General features: G+C 56.3%; 15 protein-coding genes and 1 tRNA gene. 7 read left to right on the top strand and 9 right to left on the bottom strand.

Features of this window, described 5'->3' with window-relative positions; translation table 11 throughout:
- The first annotated feature begins 24 nt into the window (after positions 1–24).
- The 3 genes from GO007_RS13475 (at position 25) to eco (ending at position 2,226) form a co-directional block, all read left to right on the top strand.
- A tRNA-Pro gene (locus GO007_RS13475) sits at positions 25–101 on the top strand.
- A 291-nt stretch (positions 102–392) separates the two neighbouring features.
- The gene (locus GO007_RS13470; RefSeq protein WP_095100657.1) at positions 393–1,502 is read left to right on the top strand and encodes an AI-2E family transporter; all 1,110 of its coding nucleotides are present in this window, start codon (positions 393–395) and stop codon (positions 1,500–1,502) included.
- A 232-nt stretch (positions 1,503–1,734) separates the two neighbouring features.
- Entirely contained in the window at positions 1,735–2,226 is a 492-nt protein-coding gene (gene eco / locus GO007_RS13465; RefSeq protein ID WP_095100655.1) for a serine protease inhibitor ecotin, read from the top strand.
- A 46-nt stretch (positions 2,227–2,272) separates the two neighbouring features.
- Here eco and mqo read toward each other — a convergent pair whose 3' ends face one another.
- Complete coding sequence (gene mqo / locus GO007_RS13460; protein ID WP_095100652.1) at positions 2,273–3,904, bottom strand: malate dehydrogenase (quinone); 1,632 nt, start codon at positions 3,902–3,904, stop codon at positions 2,273–2,275.
- Between the two features lie 274 nt (positions 3,905–4,178).
- Here mqo and GO007_RS13455 point away from each other — a divergent pair, with 274 nt between their 5' ends.
- Positions 4,179–5,426: a SulP family inorganic anion transporter gene (locus tag GO007_RS13455; RefSeq protein ID WP_095100651.1), complete on the top strand. Its 1,248-nt coding sequence runs from the start codon at positions 4,179–4,181 to the stop codon at positions 5,424–5,426.
- On the opposite strand, the gene mgtE is transcribed toward GO007_RS13455, so the two are convergent.
- The 6 genes from mgtE to GO007_RS13425 all read right to left on the bottom strand — a co-directional run bounded on the left by mgtE (position 5,389) and on the right by GO007_RS13425 (position 12,729).
- Positions 5,389–6,825, bottom strand: a complete 1,437-nt coding sequence (gene mgtE, locus GO007_RS13450; RefSeq protein ID WP_095100649.1) for a magnesium transporter — start codon at positions 6,823–6,825, stop codon at positions 5,389–5,391. The genes GO007_RS13455 and mgtE overlap by 38 nt on opposite strands.
- Before the next feature lie 150 nt (positions 6,826–6,975).
- On the bottom strand, positions 6,976–8,619 hold the full coding sequence (locus tag GO007_RS13445) for a multidrug ABC transporter permease/ATP-binding protein (RefSeq protein WP_095100647.1): 1,644 nt from the start codon (positions 8,617–8,619) through the stop codon (positions 6,976–6,978).
- A 75-nt stretch (positions 8,620–8,694) separates the two neighbouring features.
- Positions 8,695–9,345, bottom strand: coding sequence for a DNA oxidative demethylase AlkB (gene alkB, locus GO007_RS13440; RefSeq protein WP_095100645.1), 651 nt, complete (start codon positions 9,343–9,345; stop codon positions 8,695–8,697).
- Positions 9,345–10,406 carry a bifunctional DNA-binding transcriptional regulator/O6-methylguanine-DNA methyltransferase Ada gene (gene ada / locus GO007_RS13435; RefSeq protein WP_095100643.1) on the bottom strand — a complete coding sequence of 354 codons (1,062 nt, stop codon included), beginning with the start codon at positions 10,404–10,406 and terminating at the stop codon, positions 9,345–9,347. Before ada ends, alkB begins: the two co-directional genes overlap by 1 nt.
- Before the next feature lie 72 nt (positions 10,407–10,478).
- Positions 10,479–11,531 carry an FAD:protein FMN transferase ApbE gene (apbE, locus tag GO007_RS13430; RefSeq protein ID WP_095100641.1) on the bottom strand — a complete coding sequence of 351 codons (1,053 nt, stop codon included), beginning with the start codon at positions 11,529–11,531 and terminating at the stop codon, positions 10,479–10,481.
- Between the two features lie 103 nt (positions 11,532–11,634).
- Complete coding sequence (locus GO007_RS13425) at positions 11,635–12,729, bottom strand: porin OmpC (protein ID WP_095100639.1); 1,095 nt, start codon at positions 12,727–12,729, stop codon at positions 11,635–11,637.
- 770 nt (positions 12,730–13,499) lie between these two features.
- On the opposite strand from GO007_RS13425, the gene rcsD reads away from it, so the two are divergent.
- Positions 13,500–16,157 carry a phosphotransferase RcsD gene (gene rcsD / locus GO007_RS13420; RefSeq protein WP_095100637.1) on the top strand — a complete coding sequence of 886 codons (2,658 nt, stop codon included), beginning with the start codon at positions 13,500–13,502 and terminating at the stop codon, positions 16,155–16,157.
- Between the two features lie 16 nt (positions 16,158–16,173).
- Positions 16,174–16,824, top strand: a complete 651-nt coding sequence (gene rcsB, locus GO007_RS13415) for a response regulator transcription factor RcsB (protein WP_095100635.1) — start codon at positions 16,174–16,176, stop codon at positions 16,822–16,824.
- Positions 16,825–16,919: 95 nt separating this feature from the next.
- Here rcsB and rcsC read toward each other — a convergent pair whose 3' ends face one another.
- Positions 16,920–19,766, bottom strand: coding sequence for a two-component system sensor histidine kinase RcsC (rcsC, locus tag GO007_RS13410; RefSeq protein WP_095100633.1), 2,847 nt, complete (start codon positions 19,764–19,766; stop codon positions 16,920–16,922).
- 157 nt (positions 19,767–19,923) lie between these two features.
- Positions 19,924–22,563: a DNA topoisomerase (ATP-hydrolyzing) subunit A gene (gyrA, locus tag GO007_RS13405; protein WP_095100631.1), complete on the bottom strand. Its 2,640-nt coding sequence runs from the start codon at positions 22,561–22,563 to the stop codon at positions 19,924–19,926.
- 271 nt (positions 22,564–22,834) lie between these two features.
- Between gyrA and ubiG the strand changes: the two genes are divergently transcribed.
- A complete protein-coding gene (ubiG, locus tag GO007_RS13400; RefSeq protein WP_095100629.1) occupies positions 22,835–23,563 on the top strand; it encodes a bifunctional 2-polyprenyl-6-hydroxyphenol methylase/3-demethylubiquinol 3-O-methyltransferase UbiG in 729 nt (242 codons plus the stop codon).
- The last annotated feature ends 183 nt before the right edge of the window (positions 23,564–23,746 follow it).

The raw sequence follows: 23,746 nt of genomic DNA, 5'->3' as shown, positions 1-23,746 counted from the left end.
CGGGTAATATTACCGCCTATGCGTCGGCACGTAGCGCAGCCTGGTAGCGCACCGTCATGGGGTGTCGGGGGTCGGAGGTTCAAATCCTCTCGTGCCGACCAAATCACTCTGAGAAACCAGCCTTTTATGGCTGGTTTTTTTATGCCTGTTTTTCATGCGGGGAGTTAACGGGGTGAAACCCGGACAATAACCCCATACTTCGTCGCTATTCCTGCGCATCAGAACGTATAAAATATTCCATCGCCCGTTCTTTCTGCCTGAAAACTGACGCGAACCCGCCCGCAGTGCCGCTCATTGAGCCACTTCGGTAAACAAACTACGACCTCGCTGATTGTAAATCGAGGAATAGCTTCTATATTCGACTGTATCAGTCATACGCCAGGAAGATAAAAATGAGAGTTAATGGAATTACCAAGGGATTCTTTATCCTGATCCTGCTGATAGTCAGCCTTGCCTTTTTTGATGTCCTTTCTCCCTATTACTCAGCCATTCTGTGGGCGGCTATTCTGGCCGTGATCTTCAATCCGGTGAAGAACAAGCTACGCAGCAGGCTTGGTGAACGCAATGGCCTGGCCTCGCTGCTGACCGTGGCGATTATCTGCCTGATCGTCTTCACCCCGCTGGCGATTATTTTCTCCTCGCTGGCGCTCGAGCTGAACCTGGTTTACACCAGGCTTGAGCATAATGACACCCAGTTCCCGGCGGTGGTGGCGAGCCTGTTCGCCCATCTCCCGGAGTGGGTCAGAAGCTTCCTCTCGGAGCATAATCTCGACAGCGCCGATCAGATTCAGAAACAGCTCTCAGACGCGGCGCTAAAAGGCGGCCAGTACCTGGCCGGCAGCGCATTTCTGATTGGCAAAGGGACGTTCGGTTTTACCATTAGCTTTGGCGTCATGCTGTATCTGCTGTTTTTCCTGCTCAAAGATGGCCCGTATCTGGTGATGCTGATCCTGGAGTCCCTGCCGCTGTCTAACTACGTTAAGCAGCACCTGTTTGCCAAATTTGCCGCCGTCGCCAGGGCCACTGTGAAAGGTACCGTCGCCGTCGCCCTGGTCCAGGGCATACTGGGGGGAATAGCCTTCTACGTTGCCGGGATTGATGGCAGCATTTTATGGGGCGCGATCATGGCGTTTCTGTCGCTGATCCCGGCGGTAGGTTCAGCCATTGTCTGGGTTCCCGCAGCCATCTTCCTCTTCGCCACCGATCAGCTATGGCAAGGGGCGTTTGTCGTCGGCTTCTTCGTGATTGTTATCGGGCTGGTGGACAATATTCTGCGTCCGCTGCTGGTGGGTAAAGATACCAAAATGCCGGACTACATGATTCTGATAGCCACCCTGGGGGGTATGGAGATTTACGGTATTAACGGCTTTGTGATCGGTCCGCTGATCGCCGCGCTGTTTATCGCCTGCTGGAATCTGCTCTCAGGCCGCGAACACGCCGGCAATACCGATGAAATTGATGAAGAGTTTATTGAGGAAGGCAAGCTAAACCGCGATGAGTAAGCCGCTCGCGCGCTAGCGCCGTGACGTCAGCTGCCGCAGGCGGCAGCTGACAAAAACCAGCAAGATAATACCTCTTCAGTTAAGCATATTTTCAGCAAACTCCTATACTCCACAACAATAAAACAGCATATCACGCTGCTTTATATGCAAACATTGGTAAATAAATCTTACCAATGGGGCGAAAGATGATAGTCTTTTAGCGTTGAAAAACGATAACAAAGGATGATCGATCGTGAACAAAATCGCTACGTTTGCTGTTTCCCTGCTGACCGTTGCCTGTGTCTCCGCCAGCGCACTGGCCGCCGAACAGCCTCTGGAAAAGATTGCGCCCTATCCAAAAGCGGAGAAAGGCATGAAGCGTCAGGTGATCCAGCTGCCGCCGCAGAAGGACGAATCGGCCTATAAAGTTGAGCTGCTGATTGGCCAGACGCTGGAAGTCGACTGTAACCACCATCGCCTTGGCGGTCAGCTGGAGAGCAAAACCCTCGAAGGCTGGGGCTACGATTATTACGTCTTTGATAAAGTGACCTCGCCGGTTTCGACCATGATGGCCTGCCCGGACGGGAAGAAAGTGCAGAAGTTTGTTACCGCAGGCCTGGGTGATGCCGGCATGCTGCGTTACAACAGCAGGCTGCCGGTAGTGGTTTACACGCCGGATAACGTTGAAGTGAAGTACCGTATCTGGAAAGCAGACGAAACTATCGGTAATGCCGTCGAGCGCTAACCGCAGGCAATAAGAAACCGGCGGCGCTGGCCGCCGGAGTTGTCTTCTACAGCGCGATATCCGCTATCGGTTTACTCTCCGTCAGCGGTTTCAGCTCTGCCTGAGGAGCTTTATCCGCGACTGAAACCGGCTCATAGCGCAGCTGCAGAACCTCGCTGGTCCACGCCAGCGCCTGCTCAATCGCCGCGGAGTTGCCGTCAAGACGCAGGCCGTAGGAGGGAACGATCTCTTTTAGCTTCGCCTGCCAGGCGGCTGAATGCACCTTATCCTTAAAGACCGTTTCCATCAGCTGCAGCATAATCGGCGCGGCGGTCGAGGCGCCAGGTGAAGCGCCGAGCAGCGCCGCAACGGTACCGTCATCATCGCTGACCACTTCCGTTCCCAGACGCAGCACGCCCTTCTTGCCGTTACGCTTAATGATCTGCACGCGCTGGCCGGCCTGCCACAGGCGCCAGTCGCCTTTATTCGCTTCCGGATAGTATTCGCGCAGCGCCTCGTGGCGATCTTTATCTTTCTGCATCACCTGGCTAATCAGGTATTTCACCAGATCGAAATTATCCAGACCCACGTTGAGCATAGGCAGAATATTTGACGTGTTGGTCGAGGCCAGCAGATCCCACAAAGAACCGTTTTTCAGGAAGCGGGTGGAGAAGGTGGCAAATGGCCCGAACAGCACCACTCGCTTACCGTCAATAATACGCGTATCGATATGCGGCACCGACATCGGCGGCGCCCCCACCTCGGCCTGACCGTAAACTTTTGCCAGATGGTGGTTAACGACTTCAGGGTTTTCACACACCAGGAACTGGCCGCCAACCGGGAAGCCCGCGTACTCTTTAGCCTGAGGAATGCCGGTTTCCTGCAGCAGCGTCAGCGCCGCGCCGCCGGCGCCAATAAAGATAAATTTGGCCTTGATCACCCGCTTCTGGCGACGGTTGTTGGCATCCGCCAGGGTGACCGTCCAGCTCTTGTCGGCGTTGCGCTTAAAGCGACGCACAACGGTGCCAAGCTGTAAGGAGAAATTAGCGTGGGTCTGCAGCCCGGCAATCAGCTGACGCGTAATTTCGCCGTAATTGACGTCGGTGCCGACCTCGGTGCGGGTCGCGGCAACCTTTTGCTGCGGGTCGCGCCCTTCCATCACCAGCGGAGCCCACTCTTTAATTTGCTGATGATCTTCGGAATAGCGAATACCGCGGAACAGTTCGCTCTGCTGCAGAGCGGCGTAGCGCGCGCGCAGGAAATTAACGTTATCTTCGCCCCACACAAAGCTCATGTGCGGTACGCTGTTGATAAATGATTTCGGCTTACTCAGAATGCCGCGCGTGACCTGGTGGGCCCAAAATTGACGAGAGATATGGAAGGATTCGTTGATATCGACCGCTTTGTCGATGTTGATCCCGCTGGCGATCTGGGGCGTATAGTTTAGCTCCATCAGCGCCGCATGCCCGGTACCCGCATTATTCCAGCCGTTCGAGCTCTCCTCCGCAACGCTGGACATCTGCTCGACCATGGTAATAGACCAATCCGGCTCCAGTTCCTGCAGCCAGGTTCCCAACGTGGCGCTCATGATGCCGCCGCCAATCAACAGTACATCCGTCTCTTGCTCATGGCGGGTGTTGGTCCGAGGTGTACTTGAACCAACCGCCGGTGAGCTGGGTACGGCCATCTTTTTCTTCATCGAATTTGAGCCTTACTTTACTCGCTTTTTTATTTAGCGCAGGTGACACGATTATCAGGAATCAAAGTAACACTGAAGATAAAAAAATTAAATATTGTTTAAAATTTAAGTTGAGTTTTGAGATCTGTTATAAAAATGTTTAATAAATGTGTACCACAAATCACATTTTGTACTGGTATAAGCGGCGAGACCGCGCTATCATCCTCCGTTTTGTGACAGACCGCACGCAAACTCAGGCTTATCCATTCCGGCTTATATTAACAGCGAAATTCTTATGCCTCAGGCTCCAGACCACGCTACGCCCGCTTCAACAGGCGCCATTCACCACGTACTCCGTTCGCCGTCGCTGCTCACCCGAGAGGCTCTGGCTGGCGTTATCACCGCCCTGGCCCTGATTCCAGAGGTGATCTCCTTCTCAGTAATTGCCGGCGTTGACCCGAAGGTCAGCCTGATTGCTTCCGTTGTGCTGTGCCTCGCGATGTCGGTACTCGGCGGCAGACCCGCGATGGTTACCGCCGCCGCCGGATCGGTAGCGCTGGTGATTGGGCCGATGGTCCATCAATACGGCGTCGGCTACATCCTGCCTGCCGTCATTTTGGCCGGTATTATTCAAATTTTGTTTGGTTTGGGCGGAATGGCCCGGCTGATGCGCTTTATTCCGCAGGCGGTGATGACCGGCTTCGTCAACGCGCTGGGGATTTTGATCTTCTTCGCCCAGGTCCCCCATTTCTGGAGTAAGCAGCCGCTGATCCTCGGCCTGTTCGTGCTGACGCTGCTGATTGTTCTCTGGGCGCCGCGCTATATTAAAGCGGTCCCCGCGCCGCTGATTGCCATTGTGGTATTAACCCTGTTTACCGTCACCACCGGGCAGCTGCTGCCTACCGTGGGCGATGAAGGCTCGATGAGCGGCGGGCTTCCGGGGTTCACCGCCCTGCTGGTGCCGCTCAATCTCGCTACCCTGCAAATTATCTGGCCCTGTGCCCTGAGCATTGCCTTTGTCGGCCTGATGGAGTCGCTACTGACCGCTAAATTAGTCGATGACCTGACCCAGACGCCGTCCAGCAAAGCGCGCGAGAGCGCCGGGCTGGGAATCGCCAATATTCTCGCCGGGTTCTACGGCGGGATCGCCGGCTGCGCGATGATTGGTCAGACCATTGTTAACGTTGAAATGGGGAAAGGCCGCAGCCGCGTCTCCACCCTCGCCGCCGGCGCGGTGCTGCTGCTGCTGGTCACCGTGCTGAGCGAAGTAATGGCAAAAATTCCGATGGCGGTACTGGCCGGAGTGATGGTCATTGTGGCGGCAAAAACCTTCAGCTGGCACAGCCTTCGCCCGGCCGAGCTAAAGCGTAATCCGTGGCCGGAAACGCTGGTTATGCTGGTCACCGTCGCCGCAACGGTGGGTACCAGCAATCTGGCGATTGGCGTGCTGGCAGGCCTGGTGGCGATGGCCCTGATCCCACGCAGGCTGCGCAGCGGAGCGCCGGCTACATCAGGAAAATCGTCGCCAGGCCGAGAAAAATAAAGAAGCCGCCGGTATCGGTGATGGCGGTGATCATGACGCTGGAGCCGACCGCCGGGTCGCGTCCCAGCTTCACCATCACCATCGGGATAATCACCCCCATCATCGCCGCCATCAGCAGGTTCAGCATCATCGCCAGCGTCATCACGGCGCCGAGCTGCGGGTCGCTATAGAGCCACCAGGTCACCGCGCCCATAATCCCGCCCCACACCAGTCCGTTAATCACCGCGACCCCCATTTCGCGCAGGATCAGGAACGAGAAGCTTCCCGGCTGAATATGCTGCAGCGCCATCGCCCGTACGATCATAGTGATGGTTTGATTTCCGGTATTACCGCCGATCCCGGCGACGATCGGCATCAGCGAAGCCAGCGCCACCAGCTGCGAAATGGTATGCTCAAAGCCGTCGATTACCCGCGAGGCGATAAACGCGGTGCACAGATTGACCGCCAGCCAGGCCCAGCGCGTTTTCACCGCTTTGCTTACCGGGGCGAAGACGTCGTCATCGTTGCTCAGGCCCCCCATCCGGCGTAAGTCGTTATCGGTCTCTTCGTAGACCACGTCCACGATTTCGTCGATGGTCAGACGCCCCATCAGCTTGCCGTCGGCATCAATCACCGCGGCGCTGAGTAAGTCATCACGTTCGAAGGTGCGCGCGACCTTTTCCGCATCTTCATGCGGCTGAAAGGTGACCGGATCGCCTTCCATAACTTCCCCTACCCGCTTCTGCGCATCGTTGAGCAGAATGGTTTGCAGCTCCAGCTCGCCAAGCAGCAGCTTATTGCGGGTGGTAACAAACAGCTTATCGGTGTTTTCCGGCATTTTGCCTAACCGCCGCAGGTAGCGCTGCACCGCGGCGAGCGTCGCCTCCGGACGGACGGTGATAACCTCGAATTCCATGATCGCGCCGACTGTATTGTCGGCGTAGCGCATCATCTGGCGAATACGCGCGCGCTTATCCGCCGGAAGCGTCGCCAGCAGGCGTCCGGTCAGGTCGCGCGGCAGGTGTTGCAGGAGATAGACCTGCTCATCAATATCCAGGTTCTGTAGCGCAAAAAGCAGCTCGTGATCGCTCATCTTGTCGATGAGGTCGCCCCAGACGCTTTCCGACGCTTCAAGCAGCACTTCGCCGCGTTTATCGTCGGCAACCAGCCGCCAGAGCGCGTTACGCGCGTCATAAGGCAGCGCTTCCAGCGCATCCGCGAGGTCCGGCGGCGGCAGGTGGGAAACCAGCACTTCCACTTCCGCCAGATCGTCGGCAAGGGTGCCGTCGTCATAGCGTTCGGCCAGCGTTAATTTGCCCAATAATGAGGAAGTAACGGCTTTATCGGTGCTCAGCAGCCAAATGAGGCGGGCGCGCTCTTCGTCGCGCAGTCTGGCGCTTTTTTTATGCAAAACGGACATCGGTCAGGCAATCCTTGTGAGAATAGTTGGCCGACCAGCAGGCCAGGTGCCATAAGCATAGCGCGAGGAGGGGGAAATAATAACCGCCGGCAGGTTCGTCCGGCGGAAAAATCAACAATAGCGCCCGCCTTTGGTCGGCAGACGCGGTTTTCAGGCGGTGCGGGAGACCGCATCGCGGGTCGCCAGCTCGCGCTCTTCGCCCGTTAGCTCCGCCAGCTGACCGGCGCGCATCTCCAGCAGGCGATCGGCATGCTGGAAATAGTGATCGTCGTGGCTGATAGCGAAAATAGTTTTCCCCATCTGCTGCATCAGCGGCAGCAGCACCTGATAAAACTCGCGGCGGAAGTGCGGGTCCTGATCCGCCGCCCATTCATCCAGCAGGATGATATCGCGGTCTTCAGCCAGGGCCAGCAGCAGCGCCACGCGCTTTTTCTGCCCCTTCGATAGCTTCAGATCGAGGATCTTGCCGTTATCCAGCCGCAGCTTGTGCGTCATTTTCAGGTGCTCCATCCACTGGTTCACCCGCGCGGGATCGGCCCCTTTCCCCTCCGGCCCCAGCAGCTGGTCAAACAGCCAGACATCGGTGAATACCGCCGAGAACAGCTTACGGTAGTCTTCCGGTTTGTCTACCGCCAGCGCCTCGCCGTCCAGCAGGATTTCGCCGGAGGCCGGCTGATACAGCCCGGTCAGCAGCATCGCCAGCGTCGACTTGCCGCTGCCGTTGCCGCCAATCAGGAACACCAGCTCGCCGCGTTTCAGGGTCATATTAATGGGCCCGACGGCGAAGCTGTTGTCCGGATAATGGAAGCTGACGTCGCGCAGCTCCAGCGTTTGCCAGTGCGGATGCGCCTGCGGCTGCGGGAATTCGGCACGATACGGCGCCAGAGAGAATTTGTGCAGCTTATTGAAAGCGACCTGGGCGCTGAGCAGCGTCGGCAGCGCGCCAACGGCCGAAAGCAGCGGCGTGCGCAGGAACAACAGGGTCAGAGAGTAGGTCGCCGCCACGGCGGTATCCGCCCAGCCCAGGCCGTTAGCCATCCAGAACACCAGCCCGATGGCGCCGAGCATCATAATGTTCGACCAGTTCACCGCGCTGAGGTGGAAGGTGTCGGCGCGGATAATATGGTGCCGGTATTCGCGCGCATCCGGCAGATAAAGATGATTAAACACGTATTCGGCGCGCTCGCGGTTGAGCGTCAGCTCTTTACGCCCTTCCAGCACCGTCTGGTAGTCATGGTACAGCTTATCTTCGGTTTCCCGCAGCGTCGCCATATGCTTATAGACGCGCGCCACCAGCACAAATCCTCCCCAGATGGTTATCGCCATCCACAGGGCGGTCACCATCATCATTTTTCCCGATAGCCACGCCAGATAGGCGGCGGACCCGAAGGTCAGGATAATGCCCTGCACCAGCTCAGGCAGGCGCACGAAGGCAATGGTAATGTTGCGTACGTCGCTGGTTAAGCCAGCAAGCAGCGAGGCGCTGCCGATCTTCTCAACTTTCTCGATTGGAGTGTCGAGGATGCGTTTAATGAACTCACCGCGAAGGCGGAAGACGAAATGATGCCCAAGGGTCGTCAGGGCCAGCTGCGATCCCAGCGTCACCGCCATCAGCAGCAGCAGCAGGCCGAGAAATTCCGGCAGCACCGTCAGCGAGGTATCGACAACGGTCATCAGGCGCAGATTGATAAAGGCAATAAGCCCGATTCCCAGCGCCGCGCTGAGCAGGCTCAAGGCAATGACGGAAATAAACGGCCAGCGATACTGGCGCCAAACGAGAAGAAGAAGTTCCATAACACGCAATCCGGGCAAGCAAAACAGCCAGCAGTGTAAACTGCTCGCCGATGACATCAAGAATAATTCTTATTTTTATTCTTTATCGCCTGCCAGCCGAAAGGTGAGGTTGTACCGACAGGCGCCGGTGTCCGGATGGTCACCCTCTTTCAGCGGCTGAACGCCGTGATAAAACAGCCGCGACTCGCCGCCCCAGACCACCACGTCCCCGTGCTCCAGCAGCACTCTGCGCAGCGGGTCGCTACGCTGCAGGCCGCCAAACTGAAACACCGCCGGCAGCCCCAGCGATACGGAAACGATGGGCGCACGCAGATCGCGCTCATCCTTATCCTGATGCAGCGAGAGCTTCGCCCCGGGCTGATAGCGGTTTATTAAACAGGCGTCGGGCACAAAGCCTGCGTAACCGCAGGCGAGCGCCGCCTCTGCGGCCAGCCGGGCAAATATCGTCGGCATCGGCGGCCAGTCTCGTCCCATTAGCGGATCGCCGGGAGCATACAGATAGCCGTGCATATTGGTCGTCCAGCCCAGCGGTCCGCAGTTAGTCATCGCCACCGACATGGTATAGCCGCCGGGCGTGACCATCTGACGAAACGGCGAAACGTCGGCAACGCGCAGGAGCGCCTGCAGCAGAGCCGGGGCGCGCTGGCGGGCGAAGCGCCGCAGAATGACGGCCCCGGGCGCCAGCGGCTCCTGCCACGGGGGCGTATCGGCAAAGAGATCGAGCATCACGACTCCTCGGTTTGAGCTTCCCGTGCCAGCAGCTGCGCTTTGCGGGCGGTTCCCCAGCGATAGCCGGACAGCGCCCCGCCTTCGCGGACCACCCGGTGGCACGGAATGATGATAGCCAGCCGGTTGGCGGCGCAGGCTCCCGCCACCGCCCGGACGGCGCCCGGCTGGCCGATACTTTGCGCAACCTGGCGATAGCTGCGCGTTTCGCCCGCCGGGATCTGACGCAGAGCCTGCCAGACCCTCTGCTGAAAGGCGGTGCCGCGAATATCCAGCGGCAGATCGACCGCCAGGCGGCTATCGTCAATATGGGCAAAAATCTGCGCCACCCGCCGGGAAAAATGCGCGTCGCCGGGCAGAAGCCGGGCGTTAGGAAACAGGCGGCGCAGCTCGTCCAGCGGCGCATCGCCCTCTCCGGGCAATACGGCGCACACCCCGCGCTCGCTTTCCGCCACCAGGCAGCGGCCAATCGCGCAGTCGCCGAGCGTATAGATGATATCCGTATTATCGCCGCCGCGGCGAAACTGGCTGGCGGTCATGCCAAGCACGGCGTCGGCCTGACGGTAATAGCTGCTGCCGTCGGGAAAACCCGCAGCCAGCACCGCTGAGGTAACTTTTCCCCCTTGCGCCAGCGACTCCCGTAAACGCCGCGCGCGCCACGCCTGCTGCCAGGCTTTCGGCGTCATTCCGGTAACGGATTTGAATAAACGGTGGAAATGGTACGAGCTGACCGCCAGCTCATGGGCCAGCGCTTCAAGGGTTATCGGCGTTTCCTGCTCAAGCAGGCGGCAGGCCCTGGCGACTTTCTCGGCCTTCTGCCGCTGCGGGTCGCTTTTGTCCGGCTGGCAGCGCTTGCAGGGGCGAAACCCGTCGGCGATGGCGCTTGCCACATCGGGGTAAAAGCGGACGTTTTCCCGCAGCGCCCGCCGCGAGCGGCAGGAGGGGCGACAGCAAACGCCGGTGGTCAGCACGGCAAACACGAACTGACCATCGGCGCGGGCATCACGATCGCATACCGCCTGCCAGCGGCGGTCATCGGTATCAGCAATAATCGGTTTCATCATCGGCTCCTGCTTTAAGTGTATAGCCAGTCTGCTTCATCGCCCGCCGAATAAAACCCGAAATCTTGCTGTTTAATTCTTTTCGCCAACCAGGAAGGTGCGGAACTGCGGCGACATCCAGGTTTTAAACCCCTCCCCCTCTTTGACAATCATATAGACCGCCAGCCCCTGCTCTTTCACCACCTCCTGCGCCTTCTCCGTACCGAGCACCATCAGCCCGGTATCCCAACCGTCGGCTTCCAGCGCCGTCGGCGCAATCACCGTCACCGAGACCAGCTTATGGTCGATCGGCCTTCCGGTTTGCGGGTCGATCACGTGCGAGATCCGTTTGCCATCCAGCTCGTAATAGTTGCGGTAGCTGCCGGAGGTGCTGATACCGTGGCCGTTAATATCGACGATGGCCTGGACGGCATTTTCGCGATCGGTCGGCTTTTGGATCGCCACCCGCCACGGCTGCCCGTCGGCGTTCATCCCTCGGCTGACCAGCGCGCCGCCGACGGAAACCAGATAGCGAGAAATGCCCTCCTGCTCCATCAGGCGCGCCAGATGATCGGCGGCATAGCCCTCGCCCACGGTAGAAAGATCGACAAACAGATCCGCGATATCCTTCTGTAAATACTGGCGATCCGCGCGGTTAATCACCGTCAGATGCTGCAAACCCGTCCGCGCTTTCGCCGCCGCGATCTGCTGAGGATCCGGCGTTTTTACCGGCTGCTTATCCGGGCCAAAGCCCCACAGATTGACCAAAGGTCCGACGGTAATATCCATCGCACCGTGCGTTTTAGCGCCGATCCGCAGCGCGCCGGTGACAATATCAGCCATCGCTTCGCTTACCGGCCACGGTTCAGTCCCGGGAGAGTGGTTAAAGCGCATTAGCGCCGAGTCATCTTTCCAGGTTGAGAGCAGACGGTCGTCCGCGTCCAGCTGGGCCTCTATTTTCTGACGCAGCGCCTGGGCTTTAGCTTCATCAACGTTAATGATGCTGACCCGCCAGAATGTGCCCATCGTTTTGCCATCCAGCACGGTAGCGGCGCTCTTTTGCGGTGCAGGAGAAGTAGCTGAATCACAGCCGGAAAGGAGTACGCAAGCGCCGAGCAGCGCGGCGCGGAAAAAAGTGATATCCATAAAATTGGGTTCCTCTTGCTAAGGCTGCAAGAGTACACCAGCCTGCTTAAACGAGGCATAAAAAAAGGCGCCAAAAGGCGCCTTTTTCGAGACTTCAGCGTGCTTAGAACTGGTAAACCAGGCCCAGAGCGACGATATCGTCGGTAGAGATACCGGCGTTACGAGTGAAGTTGTTTTCGTCCAGCAGGTTGATTTTGTAGTCAACATAGGTGGACATGTTTTTGTTGAAGTAGTAGGTCGCGCCCACGTCAACATATTTCAGGATATCCTGGTCGCCGTAGCCTTCCAGATCCTTACCTTTAGACTGCAGGTAAGCAACGGACGGACGCAGACCGAAATCGAACTGGTACTGTGCAGCCACTTCGAAGTTCTGTGCTTTGTTAGCAAAGCCCAGGGAGCCAGCGCGGGTCGCGTTGTAGGTCTGGGTGTACTGAGTAGCCAGGTAGATGTTGTTCGCGTCGTATTTCAGACCACCGGTGTAGGTTTCAGCATATTTGCCGTCGCCCAGCAGGCCAACTGCGTTCTGAGCGTCGGTACGTTTAGAGTGACCGTATGCGAAACCAGCGCTGATGCCGTCCCAGATATCATAAGTAACGGAGGTGCCGAAACCGTCGCCGTTCTGTTTGTTCCAGTCACGACCGTTGTTGGTCTGGCCTTCGCCGCTGACGCTACCGTTTTTACCCTGATACTGCAGAGCAAAGTTCAGGCCGTCAACCAGGCCGAAGAAGTCAGAGTTACGGTAGGTTGCAACGCCATTAGCACGGGACTGCAGGAAGTTGTCAGAACCATAGGTGTCGCCGCCGAATTCCGGCAGAACGTCGGTCCAGGAAGTTACGTCGTAAACAACGCCGTAGTTACGACCGTAGTCGAAAGAACCCGCGTCGCCGAATTTCAGACCGGCGAATGCCAGACGAGTCCATGCCTGATCGCTGGAGCTTTCAGTGTTGTTCGCCTGAACGTTGTATTCCCACTGGCCGTAACCGGTCAGCTGGTCGTTGATCTGGGTTTCGCCTTTTACGCCAAGACGAATGTAGGTCTGGTCGCCGTCAGCGCTCTTGTCGTCAGAGAAATAGTGCAGGCCGTCGACTTTACCGTACAGGTCTAATTTGTTGCCATCTTTGTTATAAATTTCAGCCGCATTTGCTGCGCCTGCTACCAGCAGAGCCGGTACCAGGAGGGACAGTACTTTAACTTTCATGTTATTAACCCTCTGTTTGTTATATGCCTTTTATTATGCCACTGCTTACTGATTACCCTTCTAATCAGTCGGCTATATTCATTGTGCTGTAAAATGCAGAATAATCCAACAAGAATATGATACGAAAACTTCTAAGGTGTTTCAAAATGCGCACAAGATGTTTCAATTTGTAAACTCAAGGGAACTTTTCACAACGATGAAAAACTTAAAAATAAGCACCAATAATCAAGAAAATAATTTTTTTCAATTAGTATCAGGCAGTTACATGATGGTCCAGGTATAGCACTGAATGACAAAACAAAATGGTCACCTGCGACTAGAATAACTCTCGCTATCATCATTAACTTTATTTATTACCGTCATTCAGTTCTGAATGTCTGTTTACCCCTATTTCGACCGGATGTTTCGCATCCGGTTTTTTTTACCCTTCTTTACATAACTTTAATTATACCTGTGCTAGCCGCGATAAAAATAATGGTTATTAATCAAACACTCGGCGTATGAGAAAGCGCTTATCCGGGTAATTTCTTGTTATTTCGTGCTATTTCCTGCAGACGATCGATAAATAACTGTACAGAATCAATCTTGCTGTACATTTTTATTGTTACCGCTCCTTTGAGATAAATCCCAAAGCTAAAAAGCGCCGAAGGCCATTCTGTAGTATGGATTTGATAAATTAGCCTTTATACTGCTTAGCGAATTCACTCTGCTACCAGTTACCTTGGTGCAACATCCTGCTTACAAACATTGATGAGTCGCACTGCTACACGATGACCCAGAAAAAATTCACCCTGATGCCTGGCAGCATCACCCGTTTCTTCATTTTGATGGTCATCGTCCTGCTGGCGACGATGAGCGTGACGCTGCAAAGCGCGGTCAACGCCTGGTTAAAAGAGAAAAGCTATCAGATTGTCGACGTGAGCCATGCGCTGCATAAGCGCATCGATGCCTGGCGCTATGCCACCTGGCAAATTTACGACAATATTGCCGCCACCTCTTCCAGCGCCGCCGGTGAAGGTTTACAGGAAACGCGGTTAAAGCAGGATGTCTATTATCTGGAAAAGCCGCGGCGTAAGACCGAGGCGCTGATTTTCGGCTCTCATGACAGCTCAACCCTGGAAATGACGCAAAAGATTTCCAACTACCTCGATATTCTGTGGGGCGCCGAGACCATTCCCTGGTCGATGTACTACCTCAACGGGCTGGATAACAGCCTGATTCTGATCTCTACGCTGCCGCTCAAAGATCTCTCTTCCAGTTTTAAAGAGTCGACGATTAGCAACGTGGTGGAGTCCCGCCGCGCGGAAATGCTGCTGCAGGCTAACACGCTCGACGAAAGAGAAACCTTCTCGTCGCTGCGCCAGCTTTCATGGCAAAACGGCCACTATTTCACCCTGCGGACCACCTTCAACCAGCCGGGTCATCTGGCCACGGTGGTCGCTTTCGATCTGCCGATTAACGATCTGATCCCGCCCGGCATGACTCTGGATAGCTTCCGCCTTGAGCCTGATCCTTCACAGAGTGCGGCCAGTAATTCCGATAAAGAAGAGTCTGATAACGTCAGCGTCAACTTCAACGGCACGCGGATCGAAATCACAACCACCATTAATACCACCGGGATGCGCTTGATCTGGGTGGTGCCATTCAGCACCCTGATTATCGAGTCTCTGCAGAACGTTCTGCTGCCGCTGCTGCTGATTATCGGCCTGCTGGCATTGACCCTGTTTGGCTTCACTACCTTTCGCCACTACAGCGGCCGCAGCCGTCAGATCGGGACGGGGGTCTCCTCTGCCGCCAGCGGCGAGCATCGTACGCTGCGAGCAATAAATGAAGAGATCGTCTCGCTGCTGCCGCTGGGGCTGCTGGTTCACGATCTGGAAGCTAACCGCACGATTATCAGCAACCCCATCGCCGATCATCTGCTGCCGCATCTGAACCTGCAAAATATTACCAATATGGCGGATCAGCATCAGGGCGTGATTCAGGCCACGGTGAATAACGAGCTGTATGAGATTCGCCAGTACCGCAGCCAGGTCGCGCCGCGAACGCAAATCTTCATCATCCGCGATCAGGATCGGGAAGTTCTGGTAAGTAAAAAGCTCAAGCAGGCCCAGCGCCTGTATGAGAAGAACCAGCAGGGCCGCACCGCCTTCATGCAGCACATTGGCGCCGCGCTGAAGCAGCCCGCCCGCAGCCTGGCGGAAGAAGCGGCCGCGCTCGGCATTGCCGAAAGCGGCAGGTTGGCACAGCATGCCGATGAGCTGGTGCAGCTGGTTGACGAGATTCAGCTGGCAAACCTGCTGGAAAGCGATAGCTGGAAGAGCACGCCGGATCTGTTCTCGATTCAGGAACTGATCGATGAAGTGGTGCCTGAAGTTCTGCCGGTCATTAAGCGCAAGGGCCTGCAGCTGCTGATTAACAACGCGCTACCGGCAAATGAGCAGCGCTATGGCGACCGCGACGCGCTGCGCCGTACGCTGCTGCTGCTCATTCAATACTCGGTCACCACGACGCAAATCGGTAAAATCACCCTCGAGGTGAGCAAGGACGAATCCGCGGACGATCGCCTGACCTTCCGCATTCTCGATACCGGCAACGGCGTTTCGGCAAACGAAATCGATAATATGCACTTCCCGTTCCTTAACGCTACCCAGGCCGATCTGTATGGCAAGGCCAATGCGCTCACCTTCTGGCTCTGCGACCGCCTGACGCGCAAGCTCGGCGGCCAGATGAATATCAAAGCGCGCGAATCCCTGGGCACCCGCTACTCCCTGCATCTTAAAATGCCGGCCAGTGAAGAAGCCGGCGGCTCCGGCGAACATCTGCTGGATGACGTGGTGGTATTACTTGATATTACGGCTAACGAGGTCCGAAGGATCGTCACCCGCCAGCTTGAAAGCTGGGGAGCGAGCTGCATCACGCCGGATGACAGGCTGACAAGTCAAGAATACGATCTCTTTTTAACGGATAATCCGTCTAATCTTACTGCTTCGGGCTTGCTTTTAAGCGATGATGAGGTCGGGATACGAAAAATAGGTCCAGGCCAACTGTGCGTCAATTTTAATATCAGCGCGGCCATGCAGGAAGCGATTCTGCAACTGATTGAACAGCAGCTGGCGGAAGAGAACGTTCAACCTTCTCCTCCGGGAAGCGGGAGCAACGCTGAACTGCACGCCAGCGGCTATTATGCGCTGTTTGCCGATACGGTTCCGGATGATGTTAAGAGACTGTATACTGAGCTGGCAACAAGCGATTTAGCTGCGCTGGCACAGACTGCGCACCGCCTCAAAGGGGCGTTTGCTATGCTTAACCTGATCCCCGGCAAACAGTTATGTGAAACGCTTGAGCATCTGATTCGCGAAAAAGATGCGCAAAGCATAGAAAAATACATCAGCGACATTGACGTTTACGTCAAGAGCTTGCTGTAGCAAGGTAGCCTAATACATGAATACTATGAACGTAATTATTGCCGATGACCATCCGATCGTACTGTTCGGTATTCGTAAGTCACTCGAGCAAATTGAGTGGGTAAACGTTGTCGGCGAGTTTGAAGACTCCACTGCACTTATCAACAATCTGCCTAAATTAGACGCACATGTTCTGATTACCGATCTGTCCATGCCCGGCGACAAATACGGCGACGGGATCACGCTGATCAAGTACATCAAGCGCCATTTCCCGGATCTGTCGATCATTGTTCTTACCATGAACAACAACCCGGCGATCCTCAGCGCGGTGCTGGATCTGGATATCGAAGGGATCGTGCTAAAACAGGGCGCGCCGACCGATCTGCCGAAAGCCCTGGCGGCGCTGCAGAAAGGCAAAAAATTCACTCCGGAAAGCGTTTCACGCCTGCTGGAAAAAATCAGCGCCAGCGGTTATGGCGATAAGCGCCTGTCGCCGAAAGAGAGCGAAGTGCTCCGCCTGTTTGCCGAAGGTTTCCTGGTGACCGAGATTGCCAGAAAGCTCAATCGCAGCATTAAAACCATCAGTAGCCAGAAAAAATCGGCCATGATGAAGCTCGGCGTAGAAAACGATATTGCCCTGCTGAACTACCTCTCTTCCGTTTCGCTGAGCGCAACCGACAAAGATTAACGCCCACCTTCCCGGATAGCGGCGCGGCAGTTATGCGCCATATCCGGGGCAACGACCCGCTCTGGCCGGGCCGGGCCTGCGGAAAATCCCCCGACCTATTCCCTGCTCTTACGCACCCTTGCGGCGTACAGCGTCAAGGTTTGCTTGATAATATCCAGCGTCACCGGTTTAGAAAGACAGCTGTCCATACCCGATTCGAGGCAGCGCTGCTTCTCTTCCGCCAGCGCGTTGGCGGTAACCCCGATAACCGGTAGCGTCATTCCCAGCTCGCGAATACGCTGCGTCAGGCGATAGCCATCCATATTCGGCATGTTGACATCGCTCAGTACGATATCAATATGCTGCTTGCTGAGAACGCCCAGCGCATCAACCCCATCGTTCGCCGTCACGCACTGATAGCCCAACGATCCGAGCTGGTCGGCCAGCAGCCGGCGGTTGATCGGATGATCGTCCACCACCAGAATCATCATGTCATCGTTGTTGGCCGTCTGCGTTTCCGGCGCGGATAGCGCCGGGCCGTGCTCGGCGCTCGCCACGTCAATTCGCAGGATCCGTCCCAGCAGCGGCAGCAGCTCATGCGGCGTCGTTACGCTATGCAGCCACTCTCCCGGCGCGCGCTCCAGCGGAATGCCTATATGCCGACGGCAGAAAATAACGACCGCGGCCCCTGACCAGCCGGTACAGGACTCATCATCGGTGAGCAAAATATCCTCCGCTCCCGGCGCCTCGCCGGCATAGCTTTTCACCTTAACCCCGTGGTGATTGAGCAGCGAGGTGATAAACATCGTCAGGGCGGTGTTGTGAATGGCGAGCCAGCAGCATTTTTCCGCCAGGCCATCGGCAATCAACGGCGGACCGTTTTGCACGCCATACAGCGGAATACGGATGGTAAAGCGGCTGCCCATCCCGGGCTCGGTTTCCACGGCGATATCGCCATCCATCATGCTGATAAGCTTCTCGCAAATCGCCAGTCCGAGGCCCGTTCCCTGGAAATTGCGCTGAACGCCGGTACCGACCTGGAAGAACGGGTCGAACAGGCGCACCACCTCTTTGGCCGGGATCCCTTCCCCGGTATCGCGCACGCTGATTTGCAGATAATCGCCGGCGCACTGAACGTGCAGGACGATACAGCCGGTATCGGTAAATTTGATGGCGTTGCTCAGCAGGTTCGAAATAACCTGCTGCAGGCGCATCGGATCGCCGGACATCAGCTGCGGAACGTCGGGCTCAATAAAGCAGTACAGCCCGAGCTGCTTGCGCACCACCAGCGGCAGATAGTTCGCCGAGATATGGTTCATCACCTCCCGCGGCGAAAACTCGCTCGGTTCGATTTTCAGCTGTTCGGACTCAATTTTCGAGAAATCCAGAATATCGCTGATAATCTTCAGCAGCAGGCTGGACGAGTTGTTCATCGCCGTTACCAGACGATCGACGCCTTTCGGCAGCTCTTTGGTCTGCAGCAGGTCGAGGTTGCCGATAATTCCGTACAGCGGCGTCCGCAGCTCGTGGCTCACCGTCGCAAGGAACATCGATTTCGACTGGCTGGCCTGCTCTGCGGCCTGAGCCATCTCCTGCAGCGACTCTTCCATTTTGACGCGAGCGCTGACGTCCACCAGAACGCAGATAGCCACGTTTTCGTTGCGGTAGCGCGAGTGAACGAAGCTGATTTGCAGGTTGGTATTATTGCTGGTCAGCACATCCACAAAATTGACCTGCTGGCCGCAGATAATTTGCGTCAGCCTCTGCCGATCCTCATGGGTCAGCATATTGAGGTAGTTATGCGCCAGTTCGTTACTCAGAATATTGGTGCCGTCGAGGGTGCGCAGAATACAGATCCCCACCGGCGCCGAGGCGACAATCTTACGGTTAAACTGCTCGTGCTCCTCGAGGCGCTGGGCGTCATTTTCCGCCGGGATGAAGATCCGCCGCTCGTACATTCGCGCGAGGGCGAAAAGCATCACCCCGGTCAGGATATTGAGCACTATCGCATTGAGGATCAGCATCCGGATGCGCTCGAGGACCTGGTCTATCGATACCGAATACACGATGCTCAGGGAGGATGGCGGCAGGCTCTTCTTCATGACCAGCTCGCGGAAGCCGGAGGTGTAGCCGAACCAGATTCGTTCCTGCATCCAGCGGGCTTCACCCTTGATTTTAGCATCCGGTCCGGCGAGGGAGATGAGCGGCTGGCCGTTGTCGTCAAGAATCGTGACGCCCATCGGCAGGCTTCCCGGCGTGAAGAAGCTCTCCATGCGAATAGTTTGCTCGACGCCGAGCATCGCCTGCAGGCGATTAGCTATATACACCGGCGTCAGCGCGTAGAAATAGCCGACGCCAGGACGCACGCCCTGGCTAATCCAGAACAGATTGCTGCCGCGTTCGCTTTGCGGGGCGTCGCGATACTGCTCGATACGCTGATGCAGTACCTTCAGCGCCTGGTCCCGTTCCAGCGGCATCTCGCGCAGGCCGAAGTTCGCCATGCACAGGTTATCGCTGCCAATTAAAAAGATACGGTTGAGATCGTAAGCCGCGGAGAAATTATCGCGCCAGTAGCGCATAAACCACGCCAGCGACTGCAGCGAATTGCGCCAGGTGCCGCTCATTGCCCCGCAATCTGAATCTGGGTAGAGCGGTTCGAAGTCCGGAACCGCTATCTCACCATTTTGCACCGGCGACGCGTCGCCTTCACGGCCGCCGCCCGGCCGATTGCCGGCAACATACTTCAGCTCTTTAATGACGTCCGCCGTGCGCTGGATATAGCGCTGCGCCTGATCGGCGTTGAGGTTGAACTCCTGGCGGATCTCCGATTCTCTGTCATGCAGCGCATTAACAATATAAAACACCGAGGCGAAAGCAATCAGCATCCACAGCAGGACCGCCAGCGCCCGGAACAGGTAGCGTGAAACTTTTAGCGTGGTATGAAAAGAAGCAAGATATTTCAATGTGGCGATGCTCGGCCGTCAGGGACTCAACAGAATGGGGTTAAGGTAGCGGTAAACACGTTTTGTCGCAACGTTATACTCTCTGGATTAAAGGCCAGCGCCGGGCAAATAAAAAGGGCCGGGATATCCCCGGCCCTTTTCGCAACATTAGCGCAGATTATTCATCATCTTCGGCAATGTCATCATCAGCGTCAGCGTCGGTTTCCGGCGCGATATCGTCATCGCCTTCCGCCACGCTGCCGTCGATGGCATCCAGCTCTTCGTCATCAACAGGTTCAGCAACGCGCTGCAGGCCGACAACGTTTTCATCTTCCGCAGTACGGATCAGAATGACGCCCTGAGTGTTACGACCCACGATGCTCACTTCCGATACGCGAGTTCGCACCAAGGTGCCCGCATCGGTGATCATCATGATCTGATCGCAATCGTCCACCTGTACCGCGCCCACCACGGAGCCGTTACGCTCGGTCACTTTGATCGAGATAACGCCTTGGGTTGCGCGGGACTTGGTCGGATACTCTTCCGCCGCCGTACGCTTGCCGTAGCCGTTCTGCGTGACGGTCAGGATCGCACCTTCGCCGCGCGGAATGATCAGGGAGACAACTTTATCTTCACCCGCCAGCTTGATACCGCGCACGCCGGTGGCGGTACGGCCCATAGCGCGGACCGCGCTCTCTTTAAAGCGCACCACTTTACCGGCCGCAGAGAACAGCATCGCTTCGTCTTCGCCGTTCGTCAGATCAACGCCGATCAGCTCATCGCCTTCGTTCAGATTCACGGCAATGATACCGGCTGAACGCGGACGGCTAAACTCGGTCAGCGCCGTTTTCTTGACGGTACCGCTCGCGGTCGCCATAAAGACGTTCACGCCCTCTTCGTACTCGCGTACCGGCAGAATGGCGGTGATACGTTCATTGGCTTCCAGCGGCAGCAGGTTGACGATTGGACGTCCACGCGCGCCACGGCTGGCTTCCGGCAGCTGATAAACCTTCATCCAGTAGAGACGGCCGCGGCTGGAGAACAGCAGGATCGTATCGTGGGTGTTGGCCACCAGCAGGCGGTCGATAAAGTCTTCTTCTTTAATACGTGCGGCCGATTTGCCTTTCCCACCGCGACGCTGCGCCTCGTAGTCGGTCAGCGGCTGATACTTCACATAGCCCTGGTGAGACAGGGTGACCACCACATCTTCCTGGTTGATCAGATCTTCAATGTTGATATCAGCGGTGTTGGCGGTGATTTCGGTGCGACGCGGGTCGCCGAACTGTTCGCGCATCGCTTCCAGTTCTTCACGAATCACTTCCATCAGACGGTCGGCGCTGCCGAGGATATGCAGCAGTTCGGCAATCTGTTCGAGCAGCTCTTTGTATTCGTCGAGCAGTTTTTCATGCTCAAGGCCGGTCAGCTTCTGCAGACGCAGATCCAGAATCGCCTGGGCCTGCTGTTCGGTCAGATAGTATTGACCGTCACGCACGCCGAACTCTGGCTCCAGCCACTCCGGACGCGCGGCATCATCACCGGCACGTTCCAGCATCGCCGACACGTTGCCCAGATCCCAGGACCTGGCAACCAGCCCGGCCTTCGCTTCCGCAGGCGTCGGCGCGCGGCGGATAAGCTCGATGATCGGGTCGATGTTTGCCAGCGCAATCGCCAGCGCTTCAAGGATGTGCGCACGATCGCGGGCTTTACGCAGCTCGAAAATAGTACGACGGGTTACCACTTCACGGCGGTGGCGCACGAACGCGGAAAGAATGTCCTTCAGGTTCATGATCTTCGGCTGACCGTGGTGCAGCGCAACCATGTTGATGCCGAAAGAGGTCTGCAGCTGAGTCAGCGAGTAGAGGTTGTTAAGAACCACTTCACCCACCGCATCACGCTTGATCTCAATCACGATGCGCATGCCGTCTTTATCAGACTCATCGCGCAGCGCGCTGATCCCTTCCAGACGCTTCTCTTTCACCAGCTCGGCCATTTTCTCGATCAGGCGAGCCTTGTTCACCTGATAAGGAATTTCATGCACGATGATGGTTTCACGGCCGGTTTTCGCGTCGGTTTCTACCTCAGCGCGGGCGCGAATATAAATTTTGCCACGGCCGGTACGGTAGGCTTCCTCAATACCGCGACGGCCATTAATGATGGCGGCGGTCGGGAAGTCCGGGCCTGGGATGTGTTCCATCAGGCCTTCGACGGAGATCTCCTCATCGTCGATATAGGCCAGGCAGCCGTTAATCACTTCCGTCAGGTTGTGCGGCGGAATGTTGGTCGCCATCCCGACGGCAATACCGGACGAACCGTTTACCAGCAGGTTGGGGATTTTTGTTGGCATGACGTCAGGGATTCGCTCCGTGCCGTCATAGTTATCAACGAAATCAACCGTCTCTTTTTCGAGGTCGGCCATCAGCTCGTGGGCGATTTTCGACATACGGATTTCCGTATAACGCATCGCTGCGGCGGAGTCGCCATCGACAGAACCGAAGTTACCCTGGCCATCGACCAGCATATAACGTAAGGAGAATGGCTGCGCCATACGTACAATGGTGTCATAAACCGCGGTATCACCGTGAGGGTGATATTTACCGATTACGTCACCAACGACACGGGCGGATTTTTTATAGGCTTTGTTCCAGTCATTGCCCAATACGTTCATGGCGTAAAGTACGCGACGGTGTACCGGTTTCAGTCCATCTCGGACATCCGGCAGCGCACGGCCAACAATGACCGACATCGCATAATCCAGATACGAGCTCTTCAGCTCTTCCTCAATGTTGACCGGTGTAATTTCTCTCGCAAGGTCGCTCATCTAACCGCTATCCCTCTACTGTATCCCGGATTCAAAGGTCGCAAATTATAACACAGCCGAGGTGATACCGGTAAACCTATACCCAATGAATTTCGTGCCGCATCAAGGCGGCAAACGCAGGAGTCCCGATGAGCTCACCGTAGTGAGTGATTCGGGTGAGTGCGTGAGGCCAACGAAGAGGCGGTGCGAAAGGCGACGGGTATAGACGGTTTATTCATGGCGGTCTGCTGATATACTCGCGGGTCTGAACTGAAAAGGAGTAAAAGCGCCCATGAATGCCGAAAAACCGTCGGTGGCCCACAACGTTGATCATAATGAAATCGCTAAATTTGAAGCCGTCGCCTCGCGCTGGTGGGATTTAGAGGGCGAGTTCAAACCATTACATCGCATCAACCCGCTGCGTCTGGGCTATATTGCGCAGCGCTCCGGCGGCCTGTTTGGCAAAAAAGTGCTCGACGTCGGCTGCGGCGGCGGCATCCTTGCGGAAAGCATGGCGCGGGAAGGCGCGACGGTCACCGGGCTGGATATGGGCTTTGAACCGCTGCAGGTGGCGAAGCTGCACGCGCTGGAGAGCGGTATTCAGGTTGAGTACGTCCAGGAGACCGTCGAAGAGCACGCGCTCAAGCATGCGCAGCAGTACGACGTCGTGACCTGTATGGAGATGCTGGAGCACGTTCCCGACCCGCAGTCCGTCGTCCACGCCTGCGCGCGGCTGGTTAAGCCCGGAGGCCAGGTCTTCTTCTCAACCATCAACCGCAACGGCAAAGCGTGGCTGATGGCGGTAGTCGGCGCCGAATACGTGCTGAAAATGGTGCCTAAGGGTACCCATGACGTGAAGAAGTTCATCAAGCCGGCCGAGCTGATTGGCTGGGTAGATCAGACAAATCTGAAAGAACAGCATATTACCGGCCTGCATTTCAATCCGCTAACCAATACCTTCAAGCTGGCGCCGGGCGTAGATGTTAACTACATGTTGCATACAACGGCGAAAAACGCATAACGTCAGCTGTTTTTCATATGATGATTGCGCGGCATCAAGCCGCGTAATTTTCCCTGGCGCCGAAGAAATCAGCACTCGATCAAATTTTCATTTTTATTTTTGAGTTTATTGACATCTTCTCCAGGCCTTATGCGACGTGGTCCCGGCTATTATTACGCTTCCGCAACCTCAATTTAACGTCAA

This window comes from Klebsiella sp. 10-1 (assembly GCF_009758445.1).
GTDB classification, from domain to species: domain Bacteria; phylum Pseudomonadota; class Gammaproteobacteria; order Enterobacterales; family Enterobacteriaceae; genus Klebsiella; species Klebsiella scottii.
Note: the sequence above shows the minus strand (reverse complement) of the source record. Positions and strands in the feature narration are given on the sequence as shown.

Coding starts and splice junctions, on each gene's coding strand:
- rcsB (WP_095100635.1), top strand. CDS start 16,174: ATGAATACTATGAACGTAATTATTGCCGATGACCATCCGATCGTACTG.
- ada (WP_095100643.1), bottom strand. CDS start 10,406: ATGAAACCGATTATTGCTGATACCGATGACCGCCGCTGGCAGGCGGTA.
- rcsD (WP_095100637.1), top strand. CDS start 13,500: ATGACCCAGAAAAAATTCACCCTGATGCCTGGCAGCATCACCCGTTTC.
- GO007_RS13425 (WP_095100639.1), bottom strand. CDS start 12,729: ATGAAAGTTAAAGTACTGTCCCTCCTGGTACCGGCTCTGCTGGTAGCA.
- apbE (WP_095100641.1), bottom strand. CDS start 11,531: ATGGATATCACTTTTTTCCGCGCCGCGCTGCTCGGCGCTTGCGTACTC.
- GO007_RS13445 (WP_095100647.1), bottom strand. CDS start 8,619: ATGGAACTTCTTCTTCTCGTTTGGCGCCAGTATCGCTGGCCGTTTATT.
- GO007_RS13455 (WP_095100651.1), top strand. CDS start 4,179: ATGCCTCAGGCTCCAGACCACGCTACGCCCGCTTCAACAGGCGCCATT.
- mgtE (WP_095100649.1), bottom strand. CDS start 6,825: ATGTCCGTTTTGCATAAAAAAAGCGCCAGACTGCGCGACGAAGAGCGC.
- alkB (WP_095100645.1), bottom strand. CDS start 9,345: ATGCTCGATCTCTTTGCCGATACGCCCCCGTGGCAGGAGCCGCTGGCG.
- gyrA (WP_095100631.1), bottom strand. CDS start 22,563: ATGAGCGACCTTGCGAGAGAAATTACACCGGTCAACATTGAGGAAGAG.
- ubiG (WP_095100629.1), top strand. CDS start 22,835: ATGAATGCCGAAAAACCGTCGGTGGCCCACAACGTTGATCATAATGAA.
- mqo (WP_095100652.1), bottom strand. CDS start 3,904: ATGAAGAAAAAGATGGCCGTACCCAGCTCACCGGCGGTTGGTTCAAGT.
- GO007_RS13470 (WP_095100657.1), top strand. CDS start 393: ATGAGAGTTAATGGAATTACCAAGGGATTCTTTATCCTGATCCTGCTG.